This window comes from Paenibacillus diazotrophicus (assembly GCF_042610465.1).
In genome coordinates this window covers 84,918-105,095 of sequence record NZ_JBGJZN010000009.1, presented here as the reverse complement: position 1 = coordinate 105,095, position 20,178 = coordinate 84,918, and the positions used below count along the sequence as shown (strand labels likewise).

At 49.0% G+C, this 20,178-nt stretch carries 19 protein-coding genes; 8 read left to right on the top strand and 11 right to left on the bottom strand.

All coding sequences use genetic code 11. The features are described 5' to 3' along the window. Positions 1–103 precede the first annotated feature (103 nt). Positions 104–790 (top strand): response regulator transcription factor, encoded by a 687-nt coding sequence (locus ACAN54_RS26570; RefSeq protein ID WP_379162770.1) that lies wholly within the window; start codon positions 104–106, stop codon positions 788–790. A gap of 62 nt (positions 791–852) precedes the next feature. On the opposite strand, the gene ACAN54_RS26565 is transcribed toward ACAN54_RS26570, so the two are convergent. The 8 genes from ACAN54_RS26565 to ACAN54_RS26530 all read right to left on the bottom strand — a co-directional run bounded on the left by ACAN54_RS26565 (position 853) and on the right by ACAN54_RS26530 (position 9,485). Continuing rightward, positions 853–1,926 (bottom strand): HD domain-containing phosphohydrolase, encoded by a 1,074-nt coding sequence (locus tag ACAN54_RS26565; protein ID WP_379162767.1) that lies wholly within the window; start codon positions 1,924–1,926, stop codon positions 853–855. Between the two features lie 59 nt (positions 1,927–1,985). Further along, on the bottom strand, positions 1,986–4,505 hold the full coding sequence (locus ACAN54_RS26560) for an ATP-binding protein (protein ID WP_379162763.1): 2,520 nt from the start codon (positions 4,503–4,505) through the stop codon (positions 1,986–1,988). A gap of 16 nt (positions 4,506–4,521) precedes the next feature. Continuing rightward, positions 4,522–4,836 (bottom strand): Hpt domain-containing protein, encoded by a 315-nt coding sequence (locus tag ACAN54_RS26555; RefSeq protein ID WP_379162760.1) that lies wholly within the window; start codon positions 4,834–4,836, stop codon positions 4,522–4,524. 5 nt (positions 4,837–4,841) lie between these two features. After that, on the bottom strand, positions 4,842–7,232 hold the full coding sequence (locus ACAN54_RS26550) for a PAS domain-containing protein (protein ID WP_379162757.1): 2,391 nt from the start codon (positions 7,230–7,232) through the stop codon (positions 4,842–4,844). Positions 7,233–7,273: 41 nt separating this feature from the next. After that, positions 7,274–7,735: a chemotaxis protein CheX gene (locus ACAN54_RS26545; protein ID WP_379162754.1), complete on the bottom strand. Its 462-nt coding sequence runs from the start codon at positions 7,733–7,735 to the stop codon at positions 7,274–7,276. Positions 7,736–7,757: 22 nt separating this feature from the next. After that, a complete protein-coding gene (locus ACAN54_RS26540; RefSeq protein WP_379162750.1) occupies positions 7,758–8,114 on the bottom strand; it encodes a response regulator in 357 nt (118 codons plus the stop codon). 134 nt (positions 8,115–8,248) lie between these two features. Continuing rightward, positions 8,249–8,479, bottom strand: coding sequence for a hypothetical protein (locus tag ACAN54_RS26535; RefSeq protein WP_379162747.1), 231 nt, complete (start codon positions 8,477–8,479; stop codon positions 8,249–8,251). 4 nt (positions 8,480–8,483) lie between these two features. Then, positions 8,484–9,485 carry a TIR domain-containing protein gene (locus ACAN54_RS26530; RefSeq protein WP_379162744.1) on the bottom strand — a complete coding sequence of 334 codons (1,002 nt, stop codon included), beginning with the start codon at positions 9,483–9,485 and terminating at the stop codon, positions 8,484–8,486. 178 nt (positions 9,486–9,663) lie between these two features. Here ACAN54_RS26530 and ACAN54_RS26525 point away from each other — a divergent pair, with 178 nt between their 5' ends. Continuing rightward, complete coding sequence (locus tag ACAN54_RS26525; protein WP_379163031.1) at positions 9,664–10,818, top strand: N-acetylmuramoyl-L-alanine amidase family protein; 1,155 nt, start codon at positions 9,664–9,666, stop codon at positions 10,816–10,818. Positions 10,819–10,837: 19 nt separating this feature from the next. Here ACAN54_RS26525 and ACAN54_RS26520 read toward each other — a convergent pair whose 3' ends face one another. The 3 genes from ACAN54_RS26520 to ACAN54_RS26510 form a co-directional block, all read right to left on the bottom strand. After that, on the bottom strand, positions 10,838–11,845 hold the full coding sequence (locus ACAN54_RS26520; protein ID WP_379162741.1) for an HD-GYP domain-containing protein: 1,008 nt from the start codon (positions 11,843–11,845) through the stop codon (positions 10,838–10,840). A 111-nt stretch (positions 11,846–11,956) separates the two neighbouring features. Continuing rightward, entirely contained in the window at positions 11,957–13,537 is a 1,581-nt protein-coding gene (locus tag ACAN54_RS26515; protein WP_379162738.1) for a response regulator, read from the bottom strand. Positions 13,538–13,776: 239 nt separating this feature from the next. Beyond that, positions 13,777–15,591: a sensor histidine kinase gene (locus ACAN54_RS26510; RefSeq protein WP_379162735.1), complete on the bottom strand. Its 1,815-nt coding sequence runs from the start codon at positions 15,589–15,591 to the stop codon at positions 13,777–13,779. Between the two features lie 144 nt (positions 15,592–15,735). Between ACAN54_RS26510 and ACAN54_RS26505 the strand changes: the two genes are divergently transcribed. From ACAN54_RS26505 to ACAN54_RS26480, 6 genes are all read left to right on the top strand, one after another. Then, a complete protein-coding gene (locus ACAN54_RS26505) occupies positions 15,736–16,626 on the top strand; it encodes a carbohydrate ABC transporter permease (RefSeq protein ID WP_379162732.1) in 891 nt (296 codons plus the stop codon). Beyond that, positions 16,626–17,462 carry a carbohydrate ABC transporter permease gene (locus tag ACAN54_RS26500; protein ID WP_379162729.1) on the top strand — a complete coding sequence of 279 codons (837 nt, stop codon included), beginning with the start codon at positions 16,626–16,628 and terminating at the stop codon, positions 17,460–17,462. Before ACAN54_RS26505 ends, ACAN54_RS26500 begins: the two co-directional genes overlap by 1 nt. A 108-nt stretch (positions 17,463–17,570) precedes the next feature. Further along, the gene (locus ACAN54_RS26495; RefSeq protein ID WP_379162726.1) at positions 17,571–18,878 is read left to right on the top strand and encodes an ABC transporter substrate-binding protein; all 1,308 of its coding nucleotides are present in this window, start codon (positions 17,571–17,573) and stop codon (positions 18,876–18,878) included. A 236-nt stretch (positions 18,879–19,114) separates the two neighbouring features. Then, positions 19,115–19,741 carry a sigma-70 family RNA polymerase sigma factor gene (locus tag ACAN54_RS26490; RefSeq protein ID WP_379162723.1) on the top strand — a complete coding sequence of 209 codons (627 nt, stop codon included), beginning with the start codon at positions 19,115–19,117 and terminating at the stop codon, positions 19,739–19,741. A gap of 2 nt (positions 19,742–19,743) precedes the next feature. Beyond that, positions 19,744–19,917, top strand: coding sequence for a YvrJ family protein (locus ACAN54_RS26485; RefSeq protein ID WP_379162720.1), 174 nt, complete (start codon positions 19,744–19,746; stop codon positions 19,915–19,917). Beyond that, complete coding sequence (locus ACAN54_RS26480) at positions 19,914–20,156, top strand: helix-turn-helix domain-containing protein (protein WP_379162718.1); 243 nt, start codon at positions 19,914–19,916, stop codon at positions 20,154–20,156. Before ACAN54_RS26485 ends, ACAN54_RS26480 begins: the two co-directional genes overlap by 4 nt. Positions 20,157–20,178: the final 22 nt, after the last annotated feature.

Sequence of the window (20,178 nt, the reverse complement as noted above, 5' to 3'; positions counted from 1 at the left end):
TTTATCAAACAAATCTAGTGACAAAGTGATTTAAATATAAAAAAATATAGAGAAGATATGATAAAATCATAGATATGAGCATTGCTTTGGAGGTAATCCCTTTATGAATAAACCCAAAATCCTTGTAGTGGACGATGATCGAGATATCCTTATTCTTCTAAAAAAACGGCTGGAGCTTGAAGGTTATGAGGTATTTACAGTCTCAGAGGGTGAAGAAGTAATCCGGCTGGTTAAGCTTCATTCCTTTTCGCTAATCGTTCTGGATATTGTAATGCCTTCTATGAATGGACTCGATATTTGCAAGGCGATCCGCGACCTCGTAAGCGCACCCATACTGCTGCTTAGCGCCAAGGATCGCGAAATCGACAAAGTGCTCGGGCTGGAGCTGGGGGCCGATGACTATATCACCAAGCCCTTCAGCATGGACGAATTGACAGCACGTATCAAGTCTCACCTCCGGCGCGAACAGCGCAGTGCCAAACCTGCAGCTTCGAACCAGAAGATCTTTCAATTTGATGATATAACGATTAACGGGGAAACCTATGAAGTGATTATTGGGGGAGAACTCATTCATTTATCGGGAAAAGAACTGGAGATTCTGCTGTATCTGGTGCGCAATAAGAATCTTGTACTCAGCAGAGAGCAGATATACAATGCCGTATGGGGCTATGAAGACAGCGGGGACATTAACACTGTAACCGTCTATCTAAAAAACATCCGCAAAAAAATTGATCCCGATCATAAGATGATCAAGACCATTTGGGGGATTGGCTATAAATTTGTTGTATGATCTGAGTATATACAAAGGGCTGGTGTGCGACTATCAGGGTCGCCAGACCAGCCCTTTTTCTGTTAATCCTGCCATGTCTCCCGAATCCACATCAGTTCATCATGGATATCAGCAAAAGCCTGGACAACCACCGGATCAAAATGAATACCGCTTAATCGCAAGATCTCAGCCATGGAGTCCTCAACAGTCCACGCAGATTTGTAGGGACGTGTCGAGGTGAGCGCATCAAATACATCACAGACAGCGGTGATCCGCCCTTCCAGCGGAATGGCTTCACCCTTCAAAGCCCGAGGATAGCCGGTGCCATCCCATTTCTCATGATGGGTGAGCGCAATGCTTTCGGCGATGGCAAGAATTTCGTTACGGCTGCCTGATAACAGTTCGGCACCTTTGGTTGTATGCTCTTTCATGATTTCGAATTCTTCCGCCGTTAATTTCCCTTTCTTATGCAGGATACGGTCGGGGATAGATATCTTTCCTATATCATGCAGGGCGCTTGCCAGCTTAAGCTTATGCGAAGTCTCTTCTCCCAGCCCCATCCGCTTCGCCAGCGCATATACATAGTTGCTGATCCGAAGCAGATGCCTGCCGGTTTCATTATCCTTTTGGCTCATAGTCTGAAACATACGCTGTACATATTCCTGCCGAAGCTCTTCAAGCTCACAAATATGCTGCTGCAAAAGCGATTCTACCCGAACGTTCTGCTCTTCCTGCAGTCTGCGCTTGTAATTCGCCTCTTGCAGATGTTGTACCTTAAGCAGTACTTCTATTGGATCGAACGGTTTGGTTATGAAATCACTCACCCCCAGCCGCAGCGCACCGTGAAGGAGGGCCGTGTCCTGATAGGCTGTAATAATGATTATGGAAGACAGCAAAGGGGAATTCTGTTCATTAAGCTGCACCAGAATATCAAAACCGCTGACCACAGGCATGTTCAAATCCAGCAGCAACACCGCCGGAGCTTCATCGTGAATCGCCTGAACCGCCTTTTGCGGATCTTCTATGATGGAGATATTCGAGTACCCTTCGAGAATAAACAGTTTTTGGAGCAGAAGTGTATTTGCCCGGACATCATCAATAATCATGATTTTCCCTTGTTTGTATAGTTCCGGATATATCGTGTCAGATATTAACATGTGCCATCCCTCATTCATCCCGCATCGGCCGCCTGCAGGCGTTCCTTTTAGAGCAGATCCTATTCATTACTATGAAGATCTGCTCTGCCAATTAGTATTTCAAACCGGCTGCCTACGCCCACAGTACTTGACGCAATGATCTCCCCGCCCATCATTTCCAGCAGCTTACTGGAGACCGTAAGCCCGATTCCCGTGCCTTCAATCTGCCTGCCTTGCTGAATCCTGTGGAAGGGTTCATATATCAATTTCATATCCTCTTCACTTATTCCGATTCCCGTATCTTCAACCACTATCGCAAGCCTATTACCGCCGGCAGGGTGAATACTGACTCTGATGGAACCATCCTTCTCATTGTATTTCACGGCATTGGATAAAATATTTAACAGTACCTGCTTCATACGGATGCGGTCACATGCCATCATTTGTCCGTACATCGGTATCGCTGCATTATGGAACTGAATAGAATTCAGACTGCAAAGGGGCTGTATCCATGAAAAACATTCTTCCAGAATCTCGCCTACAGATACATTCTCTATGTTCAAGGCCAAGCGGCCGGACTCCACTCTGGACAAATCCAGTATTTCACTGATTAGTTGAAGCAGATGTTTCCCTGCTTTGATGATCTCACCAACATTCTCCTGTTGTGAAGCTGTCAGCGGCTCGGTACGGTCATATTCAAGAAGCTGCGCAAAGCCCAGAATCGCATTCATCGGGGTACGCAATTCATGACTCATACTGGACAGAAATTCAGACTTGGCCTGGTTGGCCTTCTCTGCACTTTCTTTCGAACTGAGCATGGATTCTTCAATCAGCTTCCGGTCGGAAATGTCACGAGAGACCATAACGACTTTACGGACCTGCTCGTGTTTATAGTCAATCGGTGAAATCATCGCCTGCATCCATCGGATCCCTATCCGTGTAGACACCTCATATTCCAGGCCAGCCGTTTCACCTGTAACCAGCATTTTTTGCAGCAGGTCCATAAATTGCAAGGTTGTTTGCGGATCAAACAGTACGCCCACATGCTTGCCTTCGTAATTCCTCGCAAGGTTGATATCATACCTCTTGTCTACGGACCAGACCTTAATAATCGTACCGGACTCATCAATCTCGGCAATCATATCATCTACGGATTGAATCATTGCATTGATATTGGCCTCGCGGCTTTCGAGCGCCTCTTTGGCCTCCCTCAGTTCTTGATTGGATGCCCCCAATTCCTGTCCGACCTGAGTCAGGATCTCAGCAGTCTGCCTCAGTTCAATCACGTGGATATCTGGAATCTCTGGATGATATTGGCCTTGTCCTATACCCAGAGCAATGGCATTGATCTTCTGAATAGGCTCGGACATCTTTCTACTCATTCTTTTGGTACGCTGGTTCAGCACCACAAAATATATACTATAGAAGAAGATCAACCCGAAGACCATATACATCCCGATTTCATACAGTTCATGCTTCAGGTGATTGGTATCAGCCAGAATGTTGTCTTCATCAGCCAGAATGATTAATTTCCAGCGCGTGTTCTCAACGGCTGCCCAGGCTAGAATATGCTGCTCCCCGCCCAACTTCAACTCGCCTAACCCTTGGCTTGCCGCCGTAAGCTCGGCATTAATCGTCTTAAGATCCTCATGGGCGAAAAGATTGAATTCCGCTGGCTTGAAAGTATCCTGCTTGACCGCCTCAGTATATTGATGGGAGGTGAGTTCCTGGATCCCAAATAATTGCTCCACCTGATCCGGCATAGCGAGAATGCTTCCGTTATCGTCTACCAGAAATCCATGTCCGCCCCAAGGAATGTCCAGTCCAAGAATCTCGCTCCTGAAGGTGTCTATGGTGACATCAATACCGGCGACTCCCTCCAGAACAGCTCCGTTATAGACAGGGGCAATACAGGAGGCCATCCAGCCGTTTCCTGCCGGGTCCAGATAAGCATCTGTCCAGACGGCCTTATGATCCGGATTATGGTCTTCATCGGCTTCATAATAGAAATTAAATTCAGGAATGTTCATTTTCGGTGCATATTGTGTTATTACATCCATATATGGATAGATCACGTTCAGGGAATCAAAGGTGTTGAAATAAATCGCTGACGCAAGCTTTTCCCTGGCGATCATTGACTTCATCTGAGGCTGCAGCGCCAGCAGACTGGCCACCTTTCTTTTCTGTTCATCGCCAACTGTATATACACCGCTATAAAACACTGCAGCTCCCCCTGCAGGACTGTCGGCTGCCGAGTAATAGGCACCATCCTGGCCTGTAACCAGCCGTCTGCGGTCATCTTCCCCGAGCGGAGCCCGCTGCTCAAGCGTATGCGAAACAGCATCCCGGAATATATCTACATTTGTCAAAATCCGCTGTGTTTGCCCATTTATGATCGCAGCTTCCTGGGAGGAGAGGATCTGCATTTCATGGAACACTTCGTTCTTCATGCTGAGAACCTGACGTTCCCGCGACCAGTTGTTCGTCACAAAATAAATCCCGATAAAGACCAGCTCCACAAGCAATAACGGAATAACTGAAGTTTTAATATACGGTTTCCATATCCATTCAAAAATAGATACAGTCTTCTCTCTATTCATCGTTATTCCCCGTTTCCTAGCGTTCGCATGGCTTAATCAAAATTTCCACATGTTCCAAATAATATTCCAGCCGATCCAGACAACTCTTCACCAGTACACCGTCCCTCAGCCCACCATCCCGCTCCAGGTCACGGCCGATCTCTGAGATAGCAAACAACCCATACCCCCCGCCGCTGCCTTTCATCGAATGCCCGATATTGGCAATGGCTTCGAATTCACGGATCTCCAGCAGCGAGGAGAGATTAGCCAAGTCCTCTCTGCGGCGTCCCATATACCCCGGGATCAGTTCTGCAATATCCTCATCAATCCATACTTGGAATGGAGATTCCATGAATTTCATCCCCCACTCTCACTAAACTCGGCAAATCCATACCGCCGGATGGTCTCGAACAACGGTTCCATAAAAATCGGTTTCTCCAAAAAGTCATCACAGCCAGCGTCCTTGGACGCTTGGCGATGCTCGGCAAAAGCATGGGCAGTCAATGCCACTATAGCAGCAGGCTTCAGTCCTTCCTGTCTCTCCCACTGGCGGATTTGCCTTGTAGCTTCATATCCATCCATGACAGGCATTTGAATATCCATGAAAACCATATGATAATACCCTTCGGTGAACATTCGCACGGCCTCCAGCCCATTCACGGCAACATCAACACGGCAGCCTATCTTCTTCACAAACGCAATGAACAAATTCTGATTATCTATATTGTCCTCTGCCAAAAGCAGCCGTGGTTTCCCTGCGGACCCTAATGCGAAATGATCGGCTGACAACAGAGTGAACGGCAGTTCTGCTGCAAACACTGTGCCTTCTCCAACCTTGCTAAGGTACGATAATCTTCCTCCCAAAAGTTCTATGAGTTTACGGGAGAACGCCAGTCCAATTCCCAGACCGCCATATGGTCTGGTGGAGGACAGGTCGGATTGGAAAAACGGCTTAAAGATGTCTTCTCCCGCATCCTCTGGAATGCCAATCCCCGTATCCCTAACTCTGATCATTAGCAGAAGCTTCATCGGGTCCAGCATAGGCCGGACATACGCCGAGAGTTCAACCTCACCAAAAGGTGTGAACTTCATGGCATTATCTAGCAAGGTCTGAATAATTTGCGCGGTGCGGCGTGCATCGCCAATCACCGGCACATTCGGAAGCTGCTCTGCTGTCAGGCGGAATTCAAGTCCCTTCTTGCCCAACTTCTCCTCATATTCGGAGGATAGATTCACGATGAGCTCTTTCAGATTGAAGGGCCTCCGGTCTATATGCACTGCTCCGTTCTCCATGGCAGAATAGTCCAAGACACGTTCAACTAAAAATAAAAGATGCTCTGAGGAGTGCTTCAAAGTAAGCATCTCTTCTGACGGAAGATGATCTTGTTCCTGAAGCTGTACGATGCCAAGAATCGCATTAAGCGGCGTCCGGAACTCATGGCTGATCATTGCCAGGAACTGGTCCTTTGCGCGATTGGTATGCTCCAGGGCCTCCTTATTCAGCAGGAGCTGGCGTTCACTCTCCCTATGGGACGTTATGTCGGTAAAGGTAAGCATGACCATATCTTCAAGTTTGCTGATGCTGACGCGGTAGGCACGAATATTCCCGCCAATTCTGAGTTCCATTTCCTGCTCAGCGGCTTCTTGTCCATACAGCGTGGCTAGAATTAGTTCCTGATACGCCATTAGCTTGGTAACATCCGTGCGGTCCAGCGATTCATATAACTCACGTGCAGCGTCATTCATCATCACGGGATGCAGCTGGAATTGCTCGGCACGCATCACCAGGACAGGATCCTTCAAATAACGCATCACCTGTTCCAGCATCGTGCGCGACTGCTGCTCACTCAGCATCAGTTGCTTGCGGACCGTGACATCCGTCTGAACACCAATGAAATGGGTGACCTGACCGGTCTCATCACGGAGCGGGGTAATCGACAGTTCGTTCCAAAAGGGCTCATGATTCTTGCGGTAATTCAGGATTTCCAGCTGGATTCGGGTCTGCTGATCAAGCGCAATGCGGATTTGTTCAATATGCTCCGGCTTCGTGTCTTTGCCCTGCAGGAAATTGCAGTTGCGGCCCAGCACCTCTTCCGCCGAATACCCCGTTATCTGTGAAAATGCTTCATTGGTATAAATAACGGGTGAATGCGGCAAAGCCTCTGCGATAATGACTCCTGTTCCGACATCCTGCACTGCACGTACATATAAATTCTTCTCGGCAACGGTCTCCCGCAGGACCTGCTCCGTAAGTTCATACTCCCTAATCATCTGCAAGCGTTTTCCCGTGGAAAGATAGATCACAATGCTTGCTGTAAGAAAGATAACGAGCGCAAAACTGGTCTTCTTGATATCCCCTGTGAAGAATAAGAACAGGATCAGCTCAAGTAATATCAGAACCATGTAGATTTGCAGCCGTCTCAGAGAACTGATTGTCTGACTTACCACAAAGTACATCATTAGGATTGTAATCAACAGCATCGAGTTATATTGGTTCTGCAGTAAGGATACGAAGGCGGAGGCCGATATAAACCACAAATACGCAAACAGGAATGGCTCCGGGTTTGACCTCACCCTCTTCGAGAAGAAGGTGGCGGCCAGCACTAATGCACCGATGGTCAGAACAGTCACTTCCACGATATCCAGAGCAGGATCAGTAGGATTCATCCAGTTTGCAAGCTGTCCCATCACCAGTACGCATATTAATGACAATCCTACGTACAGGCGCATCATCTTTAATTGATTCATGAACAGCTCTCCCCATTTATGGACCGACTTGTGCCCGCTCATCATTCACCCAGGCTGATATGCGCCATGATCGTGAGTTCTCCTGTATATACCGGTATGCTGACAAATTTGCTGCTTGTCCGCAGGCTACCTTTTCCTTCGTGGATGACGGGGGGTGTAATATTGGTGTTCAGCTCTTGCTCTTGAAAAGCGGTACAGCAAGCGGCCCCCACCCAATTGCCAAACTCTGAAAAAGCACTCCATCCCATATCATCGATTACTTCTACGTTGAAGCCGAACATGGTACTGACTATGCCTTTCAGGACTTCATCGTCCATGCTGAGAATGATCTCGCCACGAAGGTCTCCGGTCATTCCAACCATTACAGATACATTCTCCGTATTTACATAAGGCTGTTCGGCAGATGGAACGCCTGCACGAAAAGCGGTCCCAAGATGGGTGACCAGCACTTTTTCAATACCAGCAAGAACCGTATTCAAATGATTCGCTTGTATATGTTTCATATCGGCATTTCTCCCTCTTTTTTTACAGTTGATTTTCTACAGCTTGCAACAGCCGGTCTGCCTGAAAAGGCTTAACCACAAAATCCTTTGCCCCGGCCTTCATTGCATCCATGACCATCACGGTCTGTCCCATGGCACTGCACATAATAATTTTGGCCCCGGGATCTATAGCCAAAATATTTTTGACTGCAGTAACCCCGTCCATATCCGGCATGGTGATATCCATCGTGACCACATCCGGTTTGACTTGCTGGTAGATTTTGACCGCTTCTGCTCCATTAACCGCTTCACCCACAATCTCATGCCCTTTACCCTCCAGTGCCGAACGCACCATCAACCGCATAAAAGCTGCATCATCCGTAATCAATATCTTCGCCATTTGAACACTCCCTATCAGGTTTCTGTACAGCCTATTCTAGAAGCCAATCCTAAAGGGAACATGACGAAATTATGAAAGAAATATAAAAAAAGCCCCCAGCATGTGCTGGGGGCCCTATCTTGGTGAAGCACCAGTTAAGCAAACGAAGGTTTGTTATGGTCTACCTTCCCGCTAGTGAGCTTCTTGTATTCGTCGTCTCCGCCTTCAAGAGAAGGCGCAATATATACGTTCATGGCTGCAGGTGATAGCTTGGTGGGCCTTACGGCTCCAGTCTTTCGCTTCGCGCGGCTTTTGCTGCCCTCGCTGCTGTTAGCGGTCCGGCGGACAGCACTGGATAAACTGACTGCATTCTTCATATTCTTCATCGTGTCAGTCCCCTTCCACTAAATGATTGACGGTACGGAATAAATCCCGGTTGTACGATACGACCTCGGTCAGATCATCCGCAGATAACCCGTCGTTTCCGGAAAAATGTACAGAAAGGACATGCCTCTCACCTAAAGGATAGCACAGGATATATACCTCAGCAACTTCGGTGCGCTGCAAAAAGGTCCATTCTTTGGCTATAAAAGCATCCACTACCCCCGGACGGGAGCCCTTTTCTTCAGTCGATGAAAAAGGATAGGAATGTCCGCGGCCCACATTACCGCCCACCTGCACCAGCCCTTCCTGTTCACGGGCCTGCCACATAGCCGCGCCCATCACACGGCAATGCTTAGGGGGAAGAAAGGAATTGCGGATAGCCTCACTGAGCGCCTGATATTTGTCCCGGTCATCAGGGGTAGATATATTGCTATTATATTGCCAGAAGAAGTGAAGGATACTTTCTTTCCGCCCAAGTTCACTCTTCAGCTGTTCCAGCTCCTTAAGCGGGTCATGGAAGCTTCCCAGCTCCTGAATGCTGTCGATGATCTTGCCGCAGCTGACATCTACGGCTGCCACCGGATTCTCATGCTGCCATTCGTACTCCAGCGGAGTAAGCCCGGATAGATCCGAGAGCAAATGATATTCCTCAATATTCTCCCCCGGAATTAAGTCCTTGCGGACAGGCACCTGATCCGGAAGCAGACAGAACACACGGTTCCGTCGCAGCCTCGCCCAGAATAATCCCATCTCAAACTGTGTATTATCACGGGTCACATAATAATATTTGCCGCGGATTCTGGCTACATCATCCGGCGAGAACACAAATACGGCAAAATCGCTCTCATCCAGATTCCGTTCGAGCGCTTCCATGGTATATTCGTTTGCCCGGAATGCGTTGGCATACCACGGATTGACCTGAGCTTCCCGTTTCAGCTGCTCATGTATCGCCCGTGCGTAACGGATGGATTCTCTGGAAGATCCAATGAATAATTTCGGTCTGGTCACGTCGGCACTCCTTTGTCGTCTTTCACGATATGTAATAATTATACAGATGTTTACACGACTGGAACAGAGACAGTTTTCAATTAAAATTTTGACTATCTTCCGTTTCTACCCCGCCGGAGCGGGTAATAAACCTTTAATCTATTTGTGAAACAGAAGGGGAATTTATAGCGTGAAACCAATGAATTCATATATTTTCAAAAAAACAATATCTGCCTCCATGCTTGCAGTCACTTTATTACTATCCACTGCTGTGCAGACTGAATCAGCTCAGGCTGCCGGATCTTATACGGCGAGGGTATACGCTTCTTCCCTGAATGTGCGCAGTGAGCCGGCGGCAAGCGCAGCTGTAACGGGATCGCTAAAAAGCGGAACTCTGGTCACCGTAACCGCCGAGCAGCACGGCTGGCTTAAGGTCCGGTCCGGTTCCGTCTCCGGCTGGGTTGCCGGATATTATCTCAAGAGAACCGGCGGCACAAACGCGGCAGCTTCAGGGAACATAGCCGCAGCCGCTTACGTGAAGACCTCTGCCCCATCCTCCGGCAGTGCTGGAACCGCGCACGTTACCGCCTCTTCCCTGCGGATCAGGGGCGGCCCGGGAACAGGATATACAGTGCTGGGATCTTTGAAAGAAGGAGATTCTATTACTGTACTGCTTCGCCAGGGGGATTGGGCACGCATTCGCACCACTAGCGGAGAGATCGGCTGGGTATCCGGGCAATACATTGCCGGAGGAAGTACAGGAAGCGGGAGTAGTTGGAGCACCAGGAGCAGTAATACCAGGACTTCCGGGAGCATCCACGGCAAGCTTATCGTCATTGACCCCGGACACGGCGGAAGTGACCCCGGTATGCTGGGTACAAGCTTTGATACGATGGAGAAGGATTTGACGCTGCAGACAGCCTTTTATGTGAGAGATTATTTGAGAGCCAGAGGAGCACATGTGGAAATGACCCGGACACGGGCAGACCAGAAGCCTTCGCTCGCCCGGCGGGTACAGATCGGGCAGCAGCTGGGAGCGGATGCTTTTGTCAGCATTCATTATAATTCTTCTCCGAAGAAAGTATCGGGGACCCTCACCTTTTTTTATTCAGAGAATAATGATCTGCGTCTGGCCCGTTCGATTGAGAACCGGCTTGGACAGGGAATTGGCCTGAAGAGCAATGGCCTATCCTTTGGGAACTACCACATTCTGCGCGAAAACACCCTCCCGGCAACGCTGGTGGAGCTTGGTTTTCTGACCAACCGTTACGACGAATCCGTCGTCCGCAAAACCTCTTATCAGAAAAAAGCTGCCCAGGCGATTGCCGAGGGGCTATCGGATTATTTTGACTAAATCTCAGCAATTTTACTTCCTACTCAATATTGATTTCTTTGATCTTAAGGGTATTCATTTTGCTCAGGTCAATATACTCATCGTCAATTTTCACTAGAGGGGTTCCAATATCGTGGGGGTTCAGGTAGACAATTTCACCGACACGCCCGTCCGTCAGAACCACTTCGCGGCCCACGGTGCGCTTCACAATATTCTCAAGAAAGACGGACACGATGTTCGGGTCAAGCGCACCAAAGCTACCTCTTCTCATCTGATCGACAATGGTATGGAACGGAACCGGCTCATGATAGGGGCGTCTGGAGGACATGGCATGAAAAATATCGGCTACGGCTACGATCTTGCTGTAGAAGTCAATCTGCTCTTCTTTTAGACCCAGGGGATAACCTCTGCCGTCATTCCGCTCATGGTGCTGTAGTGCCGTCAGTGTAATGTGGGAATTGGCCCCCGTGGTTTCCTTCAGCATTTCATAACCCAGTATGGTATGTTTTTTGACTAGTTCGTATTCATCCGGGGTCAGCTTGCCGGGTTTGTTCAAGATCTCGGAGGGAATCTTCAGCTTGCCGATATCATGAAGAGTGGCGGCTAAAGAGAGAACCGACAGCTCGGCCTCACTCATGTTAAGCCATCTGCCGATGAGCGTGGACAATACACCTACTCCAATATTATGCTGGTACGTATAATCATCCTTGCCTTGGATCGCACTGAACATCGCAAAAATATCGGGATTTAGGGATATTTCCTGAACAACAGGCACGACCTCCTTGCGGATATCTGTCAGAGGAACCTTGCGTGAGACCCGGAAGGACTCGAACAAATCCCTGGATACGTTCACCACGTTATACGCCAGTTCCTTGCTGGAGGGCTTCTGCCCTTTCTCAGCTTCAAAGATGATGTCGAGTACACTGATTTTCTGCTTGCGGATAAGCTCCAGATGCTCTGCATTCAGGATGCTGTCTGCAGGGATTACCGTTACTCCATAGGCATTAATCAAATCGTTTTTAATTTTTTTGCCTAAATATCTTTCCATGCTGCGTCCTCCCGAATCAACCGAATGAATATGTACCTATCTCTATACTCTATACTATCGGTTAAAAGCAGAAGAAAGCTGAAAGGGCCGACCTATAATCGTGTAATTGTGCTAGAGAATTTCTCCCTGCTTGCGGTATTCCCTGGGTGTCTGCCCTGTAGATTTTTTGAAGACACGGCTGAAATATTTCTCATCCTCATAACCGACCAGCTCTGAAATTTGCGACAGCCGGAGATTAGTATTCTGCAGCAGTGTTTTGGCCTTGTCGATCCGGATACCGGTTAAATAATCAGACAGATTCTCCCCTGTGATCTGCTTGAACTTCCGTGAGACATTCTCTCTGCTGATAAAAAATTGCTCTGCAATATGCTGCAGTGTCATATCTCTGGCATAGTTCTGATGGAGATACTGCCTGATCTCCTCAATAAGCCGATTGTCCGGCGCCTGGGTGTTTCCTTTGGACAAGTGCTGAAGCAGCGCCTTAAGCTGATCCCGCCAATTCTCCACGGAGAAAAGACCTTCGTTATCATAGCAAATGCCTAATGAAATCTCCTCATCCGGCCGCCAGCGCTTCAGAACCTCTGAGATCTCATGCTGAAGCTGGAGGAGCCTGCTCTCCGTCAGCAGAGGCAGACGGGACAACAGGTCTGACCATTCGTCTACTGCCCGCTCCATTTTGTCCAAATCTCCGGAGAGAACCGCAATTCTTAGCTTATCCAGGTGAGCTTCGGAGGCGTAGTCTCCTTCAGGCCCACTCTCCTCCATATGCTCCCGGTAGAGGTGAATGCGCCCTTCCCGTTGCAGCAGATTACGCTCGTTCAAAGCCTGTAAGGCCTGGTGGAAGGCCGTCTGCAATTCTTCCGGAAAGGCTGCGGGAAGGCTGAGCCCAATATCCATTTGCACACCATAGGTCTGCCTAATGGACTCGTTGATCCGGCTCACCTCTGCCTCGGTTTCCATAACAGCTGCCCAGAATAGAAGGACCAGGTCTGCCCCCTTCTGCCAGCTGCGGAAGGCAAAGCCCATCTGCTTCGGGGCAAGCACTTCGTTGCAGACATTGGCCAGTACAAAAGAGGTCAGTCCCACATCGCCGTGGAATCTCTGCAGCAGCCGGCAGTCCGCTCCCTGCAGCGAGAGGGCCGCAATTCTGCAATCTGCCGCAAACAGCGGCATGCCGAGTTCTTCGCTCAGCGGATGCCTCAGTTCCTGAAAGGACGCCTGTCCAGCCACCAGATCCGAGAGTACCTTGTCCCAATAAAGCGGCCGCAGCACATTTAGCTGCATATTTTGACGCTGCGCCTGTTGTCGTCCCTCCTCCTCCTCCAGCCACAGCTTAAAGGCACGCTCCGCTGCAGCGATCAGCTGCTTACTGTTCAGCGGCTTGAGCAAATAATCGGTTCCGCCGTAGACAATAGCAGGCTTCACATAGTTGAAGTCCTGATAACCGCTGATCACAATAGTCTTGGTATGCGGATAGTGGCTGTGTAGCCACTCCAGCAGCTCCGCTCCATCCATCAGCGGCATCCGCATATCCGTGAAGACAATTGCGGGCTGATGCTCCTGCATGATACGCATCGCTTCTTGCCCGTTGGTAGCCTCATAGATATCGGTAATATGATGTTTCTCCCAAGGTACGAAATAGCGTATCGCCTCTCTAACATGCTTCTCATCATCTACTATCAGTACCTTCATGCTCCGCCGCTCCTTTTCTGTAAGTAATCGATATAAGTTGAACTTTTGATTTTCATATTATAGTCCGGTCGTAACTGCGGGGAATGTTTGGACTTCCGGCCGCTGCCCATCTGCAGATTACTTGATTTATACCGCTGTTCGCGGTGGAAATCCGCAGACAAAGGCGCTCGCTATCGCTCCTACAGTTCCAAACTTCCCCTCCGCACTCCTACCCTTTTATGTTTTTTAGTTCAACTTATCTATATGTCCAGCGGAATAAGGAGAGTGACAGTCAGGCCCCCATCCCCATTATCACGCAGCAGCAGTTCCGCCCCAGCGCTCATCTGCAAACGGAGCCGGGCCAGCACATTGTACAGTCCAATCTCCTCCTGCTCCATGCCTCTGTTGACTGCAAGTAAGGCATTGATTTCTTCCAGCCGCTCAGGTGTTATCCCCTTGCCGTTATCTTTGACAGCCAGGACTAACCGGCCCTGCGTATCCACCGCGCAAGCGATAGCGATGAGTCCACCCTGTATACCATCCGCGAAGCCATGCTTGAAGATATTCTCCACAATCGGCTGCAAAATCATTTTGGGCACCACTATCTCCAGCGCTTTCTCTTCCGCGTCTACTTCAAGACGGAGATTCTCTTCCCCGAATCGTTCTGTCTGCAGGATAACATAGTTCTGGACATGCTCAATTTCGTCACGGAGCGGCACCTGTGTGCGTTCAGTATTCATGGAATAACGCATCATGCTGCCAAGTGAATAGATGAGATCATATACCTTCGGCGCATTGTACCGCAAGGACAAGCTGGCGATAGACTGCAATGCATTGTATAGAAAATGTGGATTAACCTGTGCCTGCAGCGCCTTCAGCTGGTTGGTCTTATTCGCCAGCTCCAGCTTGTATTCCTTGAGGATCAGATCATTGATCGTCCGGGTCATCCCGGTGATTTTGCGCGTCAGCAGGCCGAATTCATCTTCCCGTTCCACATCCATATGTGCATCCAGCTGCCCAATCTGTACCTTCTGGGTGAAGGAGATCAGCTTCTTGATCGGTCTGGTGAAGCCAATAGAAATAAGCACGGCGCTGATTCCCCCCACTAGGAGGAACAATACGCCGATTCCGGTATTGAACCGGGTGATCACCCGGGCATCCCCGTACAGATCCTCATAGGGAACCAGCTTGATAATATTACCCTTGAATAAGGGATCCTCGATATGCCGGTACATGACGATCCCTTCGAAACCTTCCTTCTTCCAGGTAAAATGTCCGCTGCCCTTGTTCCCGGGAAGCTGGCTCCAGCCTGCCTTAACCGGCTTGCCGATCCACTCGGGGTCGGAGGCAAAAAGCGCCTGTCCTTGATCGTTCAACACATATAAGCGCTCCGTATCGGAATTGTACATGGATTTGACGATTCCCTCCAGCTCCGTGAGGCGGTAGTCTATGGAGAGATCTGCCAGAACGTCCGCACTTGGAGTCTTGTAAATAGGAAAATGGGCCGTAAATACCGGCTCGCTTCCCGGCTTCAAATTAGGAAAACCGGATTTCATCCCGTACTGATGATCCATATGCGTGACTTCGATGTAAGGCCGGTAGGTTTCTCTCAGAGGTTCTGCCGAGACATAGCCGGTATCAGACTCCCGCCGGAACAATCCGCCCAGCAGCAGATTGGACTGCCGGGCCGCCCGCACATACAGATGAATCTGAAAGGTATTCCGGTCAGAGAGGAACAGATTGTATAGCTGGGTGGAGATCACAGCCCGGGTATCTGGAACAGCGGTGCCGGGTGGAACATCTTTTGGGCTTTTGGCGGTAAGGAGGGTGGTATAAAAAGAGCTGGGCACGTTGATTCCGCTATATAGCGACATGATCCGCTGATTCATACCGCTGAAGTAGCTGCTCAGATTAGCCTCCCCGAGTGTCAGCAGCTTCGTGTTCTGCTTCACCGACTGCTCGGTAACCGATTGTTTGGTATACAAATAGGAGAATGTAACCGATATGGCGGATGGAATTACCGAAGCCAGCAGCACAAGCGCCATTAGCCGGGTCCGGATACTGTTTTTGAACATACTTAAGCCTCCTGAAGAATTCGCGAGCATCCGCTGCAAAATAATCCACTTTTATCATCATCAAATTGAGTGTTGATCATTCCTGCCTGTTCCTATAATGAAGGTGTGAACCCGTAGATTAACTATATACAAAGGAGACTCCATATGAGAAAAGCTCTGCGCCTGCAAAAAGGCTGGGGACAGCAAATCATTTTCCTCTGGCCCGCCTTGCTCTTCTTCCTGACCATTGTGGTCACACCCTTCATTCTTGGCTTCTACTACTCCTCCACCAACTGGAACGGGCTGGATTTGGACAAAGCAGTCTGGACAGGTGCGGCTAACTGGAAACGGATTTTTACGAATGACGACAAGTTCTGGGATTCCCTATTCTTCACCTTGCGCTTCACCGTCGTATCCGTGATTGCTGCTAACGTACTGGCGCTTCTGCTCGCATTCCTGCTAATGACGACCCTGAAGACCAAGAAAGTATTGCGCACGATCTTCTTCATGCCCAATGTCATCGGCGGTATTCTGCTGGGCTACATCTGGCAGTTTATTTTCACCAAAGGCTTCGCCACGATCGGCGACATTACCGGCATTGCCTTCTTCCAGCTTCCTTGGCTGGGTACATCCGGTACCGGCTTCTGGGGTCTGGTGATTGTGTTTGTCTGGCAGACTGCCGGGTATATGATGGTCATTTATATCGCCGGACTGGCCGGAATTCCGAAGGACCTGATCGAAGCCGCCAAAATCGACGGCGCACGCGCTCCGCAGTTGTTCAAGAGCGTCTATGTCCCGCTGATCATGCCTGCGATTACCATCTGTCTGTTCCTGACCACTTCGAATGCTTTCAAAATGTTCGATCTCAACCTGTCGCTAACCAAAGGCGGACCGGGAACCTCCACCCAGTCGCTCGCTTATAACATCTATGCGGAAGCACTGATCAACAACCGTTACGGCCTCGGCACCGCCAAAGCGCTGCTCTTCTTCTTCGCCGTTTCACTAATTACGGTCACCCAGGTCTGGATCACTAAACGGAAGGAGGTATCGGCATAATGGAGAACAGCAGATACCGTCTCCGAAATTTCGTTCTGGAAATCGCCGCTATACTACTGGCCCTTGTGTTCCTCTCTCCGTTCTACCTGGTGCTGAGCAACTCGGTTAAGGGACTGAAGGAAATCCTGATTGATGCCGCATCCTTCCCGCAGGTATACCACTGGGACAATTACTCGAAGGTATGGGATGCGATCAACTTCCCGCAGGCCTTCTGGAACTCGCTGCAGATCACAATCCTAAGTGTCATCTTCATCGTGATGTTCAGCTCCATGGCGGCTTACCAGATCGTCCGCAAGCCGTCGCGCTTCAATTCCTTTGTATTCCTGCTGCTCGTATCCGCAATGATCATCCCGTTCCAGTCCCTGATGCTGCAATTGGTCCGGGTAACCAGCATCCTGGAGCTGCGCGGTGAACTGTACGGTATTGTCGCCTGCTATCTCGGCTTCGGGATGCCGCTATCGGTCTTCCTGTTCCACGGCTTCATCAAGAGCGTGCCCATTGAGCTGGAGGAAGCGGCCCGGGTCGACGGGTCAAGCCCGTATGGGGTTTTCTTCAAAATCGTATTCCCGCTGCTGATGCCTATTATCGTAACGGTTATCATTCTGAACACGTTATGGATCTGGAATGACTACCTGCTGCCGGTACTTGTTATTGGAGGCAATAAGGACCTTACCACCTTGCCGGTTGCTGTGACCAAGTTCTTCGGCCAGTACACCAAGAAGTGGGATCTCGCCCTCGCGGGTCTGGTGATGGCAATTACACCGATTCTTCTGTTCTTCCTGTCACTGCAGCGTTATATTGTTGAAGGTGTAACCGCCGGCTCCATTAAGGGATAAAACCTTTGCAACAATATCCACCTTTTCGAGCAAAATATTAAGTGTAAGTCTATTCGTATTTACATTACGATCAAGTTGCAGGAACCACTAGACCAGGGAGGTTATACTATGAAAAGAAAGTTCGCATTTGTTATCGCAACCGTTTGCACACTTATTATCGCAGGTTGCGGTAATGGCGGCAATAATAATTCCGCAAGCAGTGGTAACGCTGTCAACTCAGGAACAGAAACAGCAGCGCCAGAAGCTACTGCAGCTCCGGCCAAAGATGTAACGATCAAAATGTTCCAGTTCAAGGTTGAAATTGCCGAGCAGCTGAATGCACTGGCTGAAGAATATGAGAAAGAAACCGGCGTGAAGGTTGAAGTGGAAACACATGGCGGCGGTGAAGATTACGGTGCACTGCTCAAAGCGGAGATCGCTTCCGGCTCCGAACCGGAAATTTTCAATAACGGTGGGTTTACGGCCCTGGTTCCTTATATGGACCGTGCCACCGATTTGTCCAATGAGCCTTGGGCGGCTAATCTGATTCCAACCGCCAAAACTCCGGCCACTGTGGACGGCAAGCTGTATGGCATGCCGATGAACGTTGAGGGCTATGGACTGATCTATAACAAGGATCTGTTCACCAAAGCCGGGATTACTGAAGAACCCAAAACACTTTCACAACTGAAGGAAGCAGCAGCCAAATTGAAGGCCGCAGGCATCACACCTTTTGAAGCTACCAATGAATGGTGGTCCATGGGGATTCACTTGGTTAACGTAGGTCTGGCCCACCAGCCGGATCCGAAGAAATTCATCGATGATGTTAAAGCCGGCACAGCAACGATCAAAGGCAACCCTGTCTTCGAGCAATGGCTGAATCTGGTAGACGTCATCTTCGACAACGCACAGGATAACAAAATGACTACAGATTATGCTACCCAGGTTGCTGAATTTGCATCCGGCAAAGCGGCTATGATGCTGCAGGGTAACTGGACGCAAGGAGATATCGACAAAATTGATCCTGCGCTGAATCTCGGTCTCCTTCCGCTTCCAATCAGTGATGAAGAAGGAACGATTCTTGTAGGGGTGCCTAACAACTACGTAGTGAACAGCAAATCCGCTCATCCGGAAGAAGCCAAGGCTTTCCTGAACTGGCTCGTGAGCTCGGAAACTGGCAAAAAGTATCTCACCAAGGAATTCAAATTCATTCCGGCTGAAACCAACGTGGAAGCCGACGCCGCAGACATCGGCCAGGTTGCCGTGGCTGTGCAGGAGAAATCCGCTACCGCACTGGGCTGGAACTGGGATATGTTCCCTGACGGTGTAACTCAAGGCTTCGGTGCTGCCATGCAGGAATACCTGGGCGGCCAGCTGAACCATGATCAGCTTCTGGCAGCGCTCGACAAAGCTGTTCAGGATATCGTGAAACAATAATATTATCCGTATTAAAGAGCATAGTCTTTGTCATAAGAACAGCCCGTCTCCAGCCCTCGATCAGGTTAACCTGATTGAGGCCGGGGCGGGCTTTTTGGTATGGATTCCATTCATTAACCAAATAAAGTATAATAAATAGGAACATTTGTTCCTATTTAGGTTGTAATTTCGTTCGTTCCCTTCACTTTATAGAGTATAGGGTGAACAAACCACATCAAGAAAGGAAGATCTACAATATGAATAGAAAATCAGGGACTGCCACACCCATCACCAGATATGAATTTGAATTATCCCTGCAACATCCTATCGTACTTGGGTTCTCCTCTCACCCCGAGAATGCTCTATACGTCCAAAAGTTTATACACGAACCTAATACAACCAATCAGGCCAAGCTGAACCAAGCCTTCAAGGCTTATTTATTCGCCATCCGGTTTACAAAATACCTCAGTTCTCTAATTACGAACAGCCGGATCGATTATTTAAGAAAAATAAAAAAAGAAGAGGAACGGGAATTACTGATCTTCGATAAACCCGGCTCCGACGAAGACACTGTTTCTTTGGGCGAGATATTGTCGAATGTTTATAACGGAGATGATATTCCCCAGGTCACAGTCGATCCCGATGTTTTTCAATCCCAGCTTAATAATGAGTGGCTCTATGATGGCTTCTCCCAATTAACACCCAAACAAAAATATGTGATCACCCTTGCCTATTCTTCCAGCAGCCGCGATAGCGAAATCGCCCTTCTCTTACATGTAACCCAGCAATCCGTCTCCAAGACGCGCCAGCGTTCCTTGCAGAAGCTGAAACAATGTATACCACCAGCCCATTTTGAAACCGCTATAGAAAAGGAGGAGATGTAAAAATGGATCAGGCCCAGTTCATTTCTGTCCTTACAACGACCATTGGCAATTTCGGCTTTCCCATTGTGGTAACCGGATACTTGCTTTTGCGTTTCGAAAAAAAAATAGACAACCTCATTCATACGATGCAAGATCTGAAGCTGTCTGTACTTGGTGAGGGGGAGAATAAGAAGTGAAGAATTACGAATTATATGAATGGGTGCGCAGAGCCCAATTTGGTGACCGGGAGGCCATGGGCCAAATTATTGATGCTTACTATCCTTTAATCCGTAAAACATCAAGAACTCTGTCTGCCCTTTCTGCTAAAGATTTTGAGCAATCCACCATTGAAAAGATCGTAAGGGCCGTGCATAATTATGATCTTGATTCACTCCCGGATTTCGAAGCCTTTCTGAATACGGAGACTGATCCCTAGAACGAATGCTCCTTCTGCATCT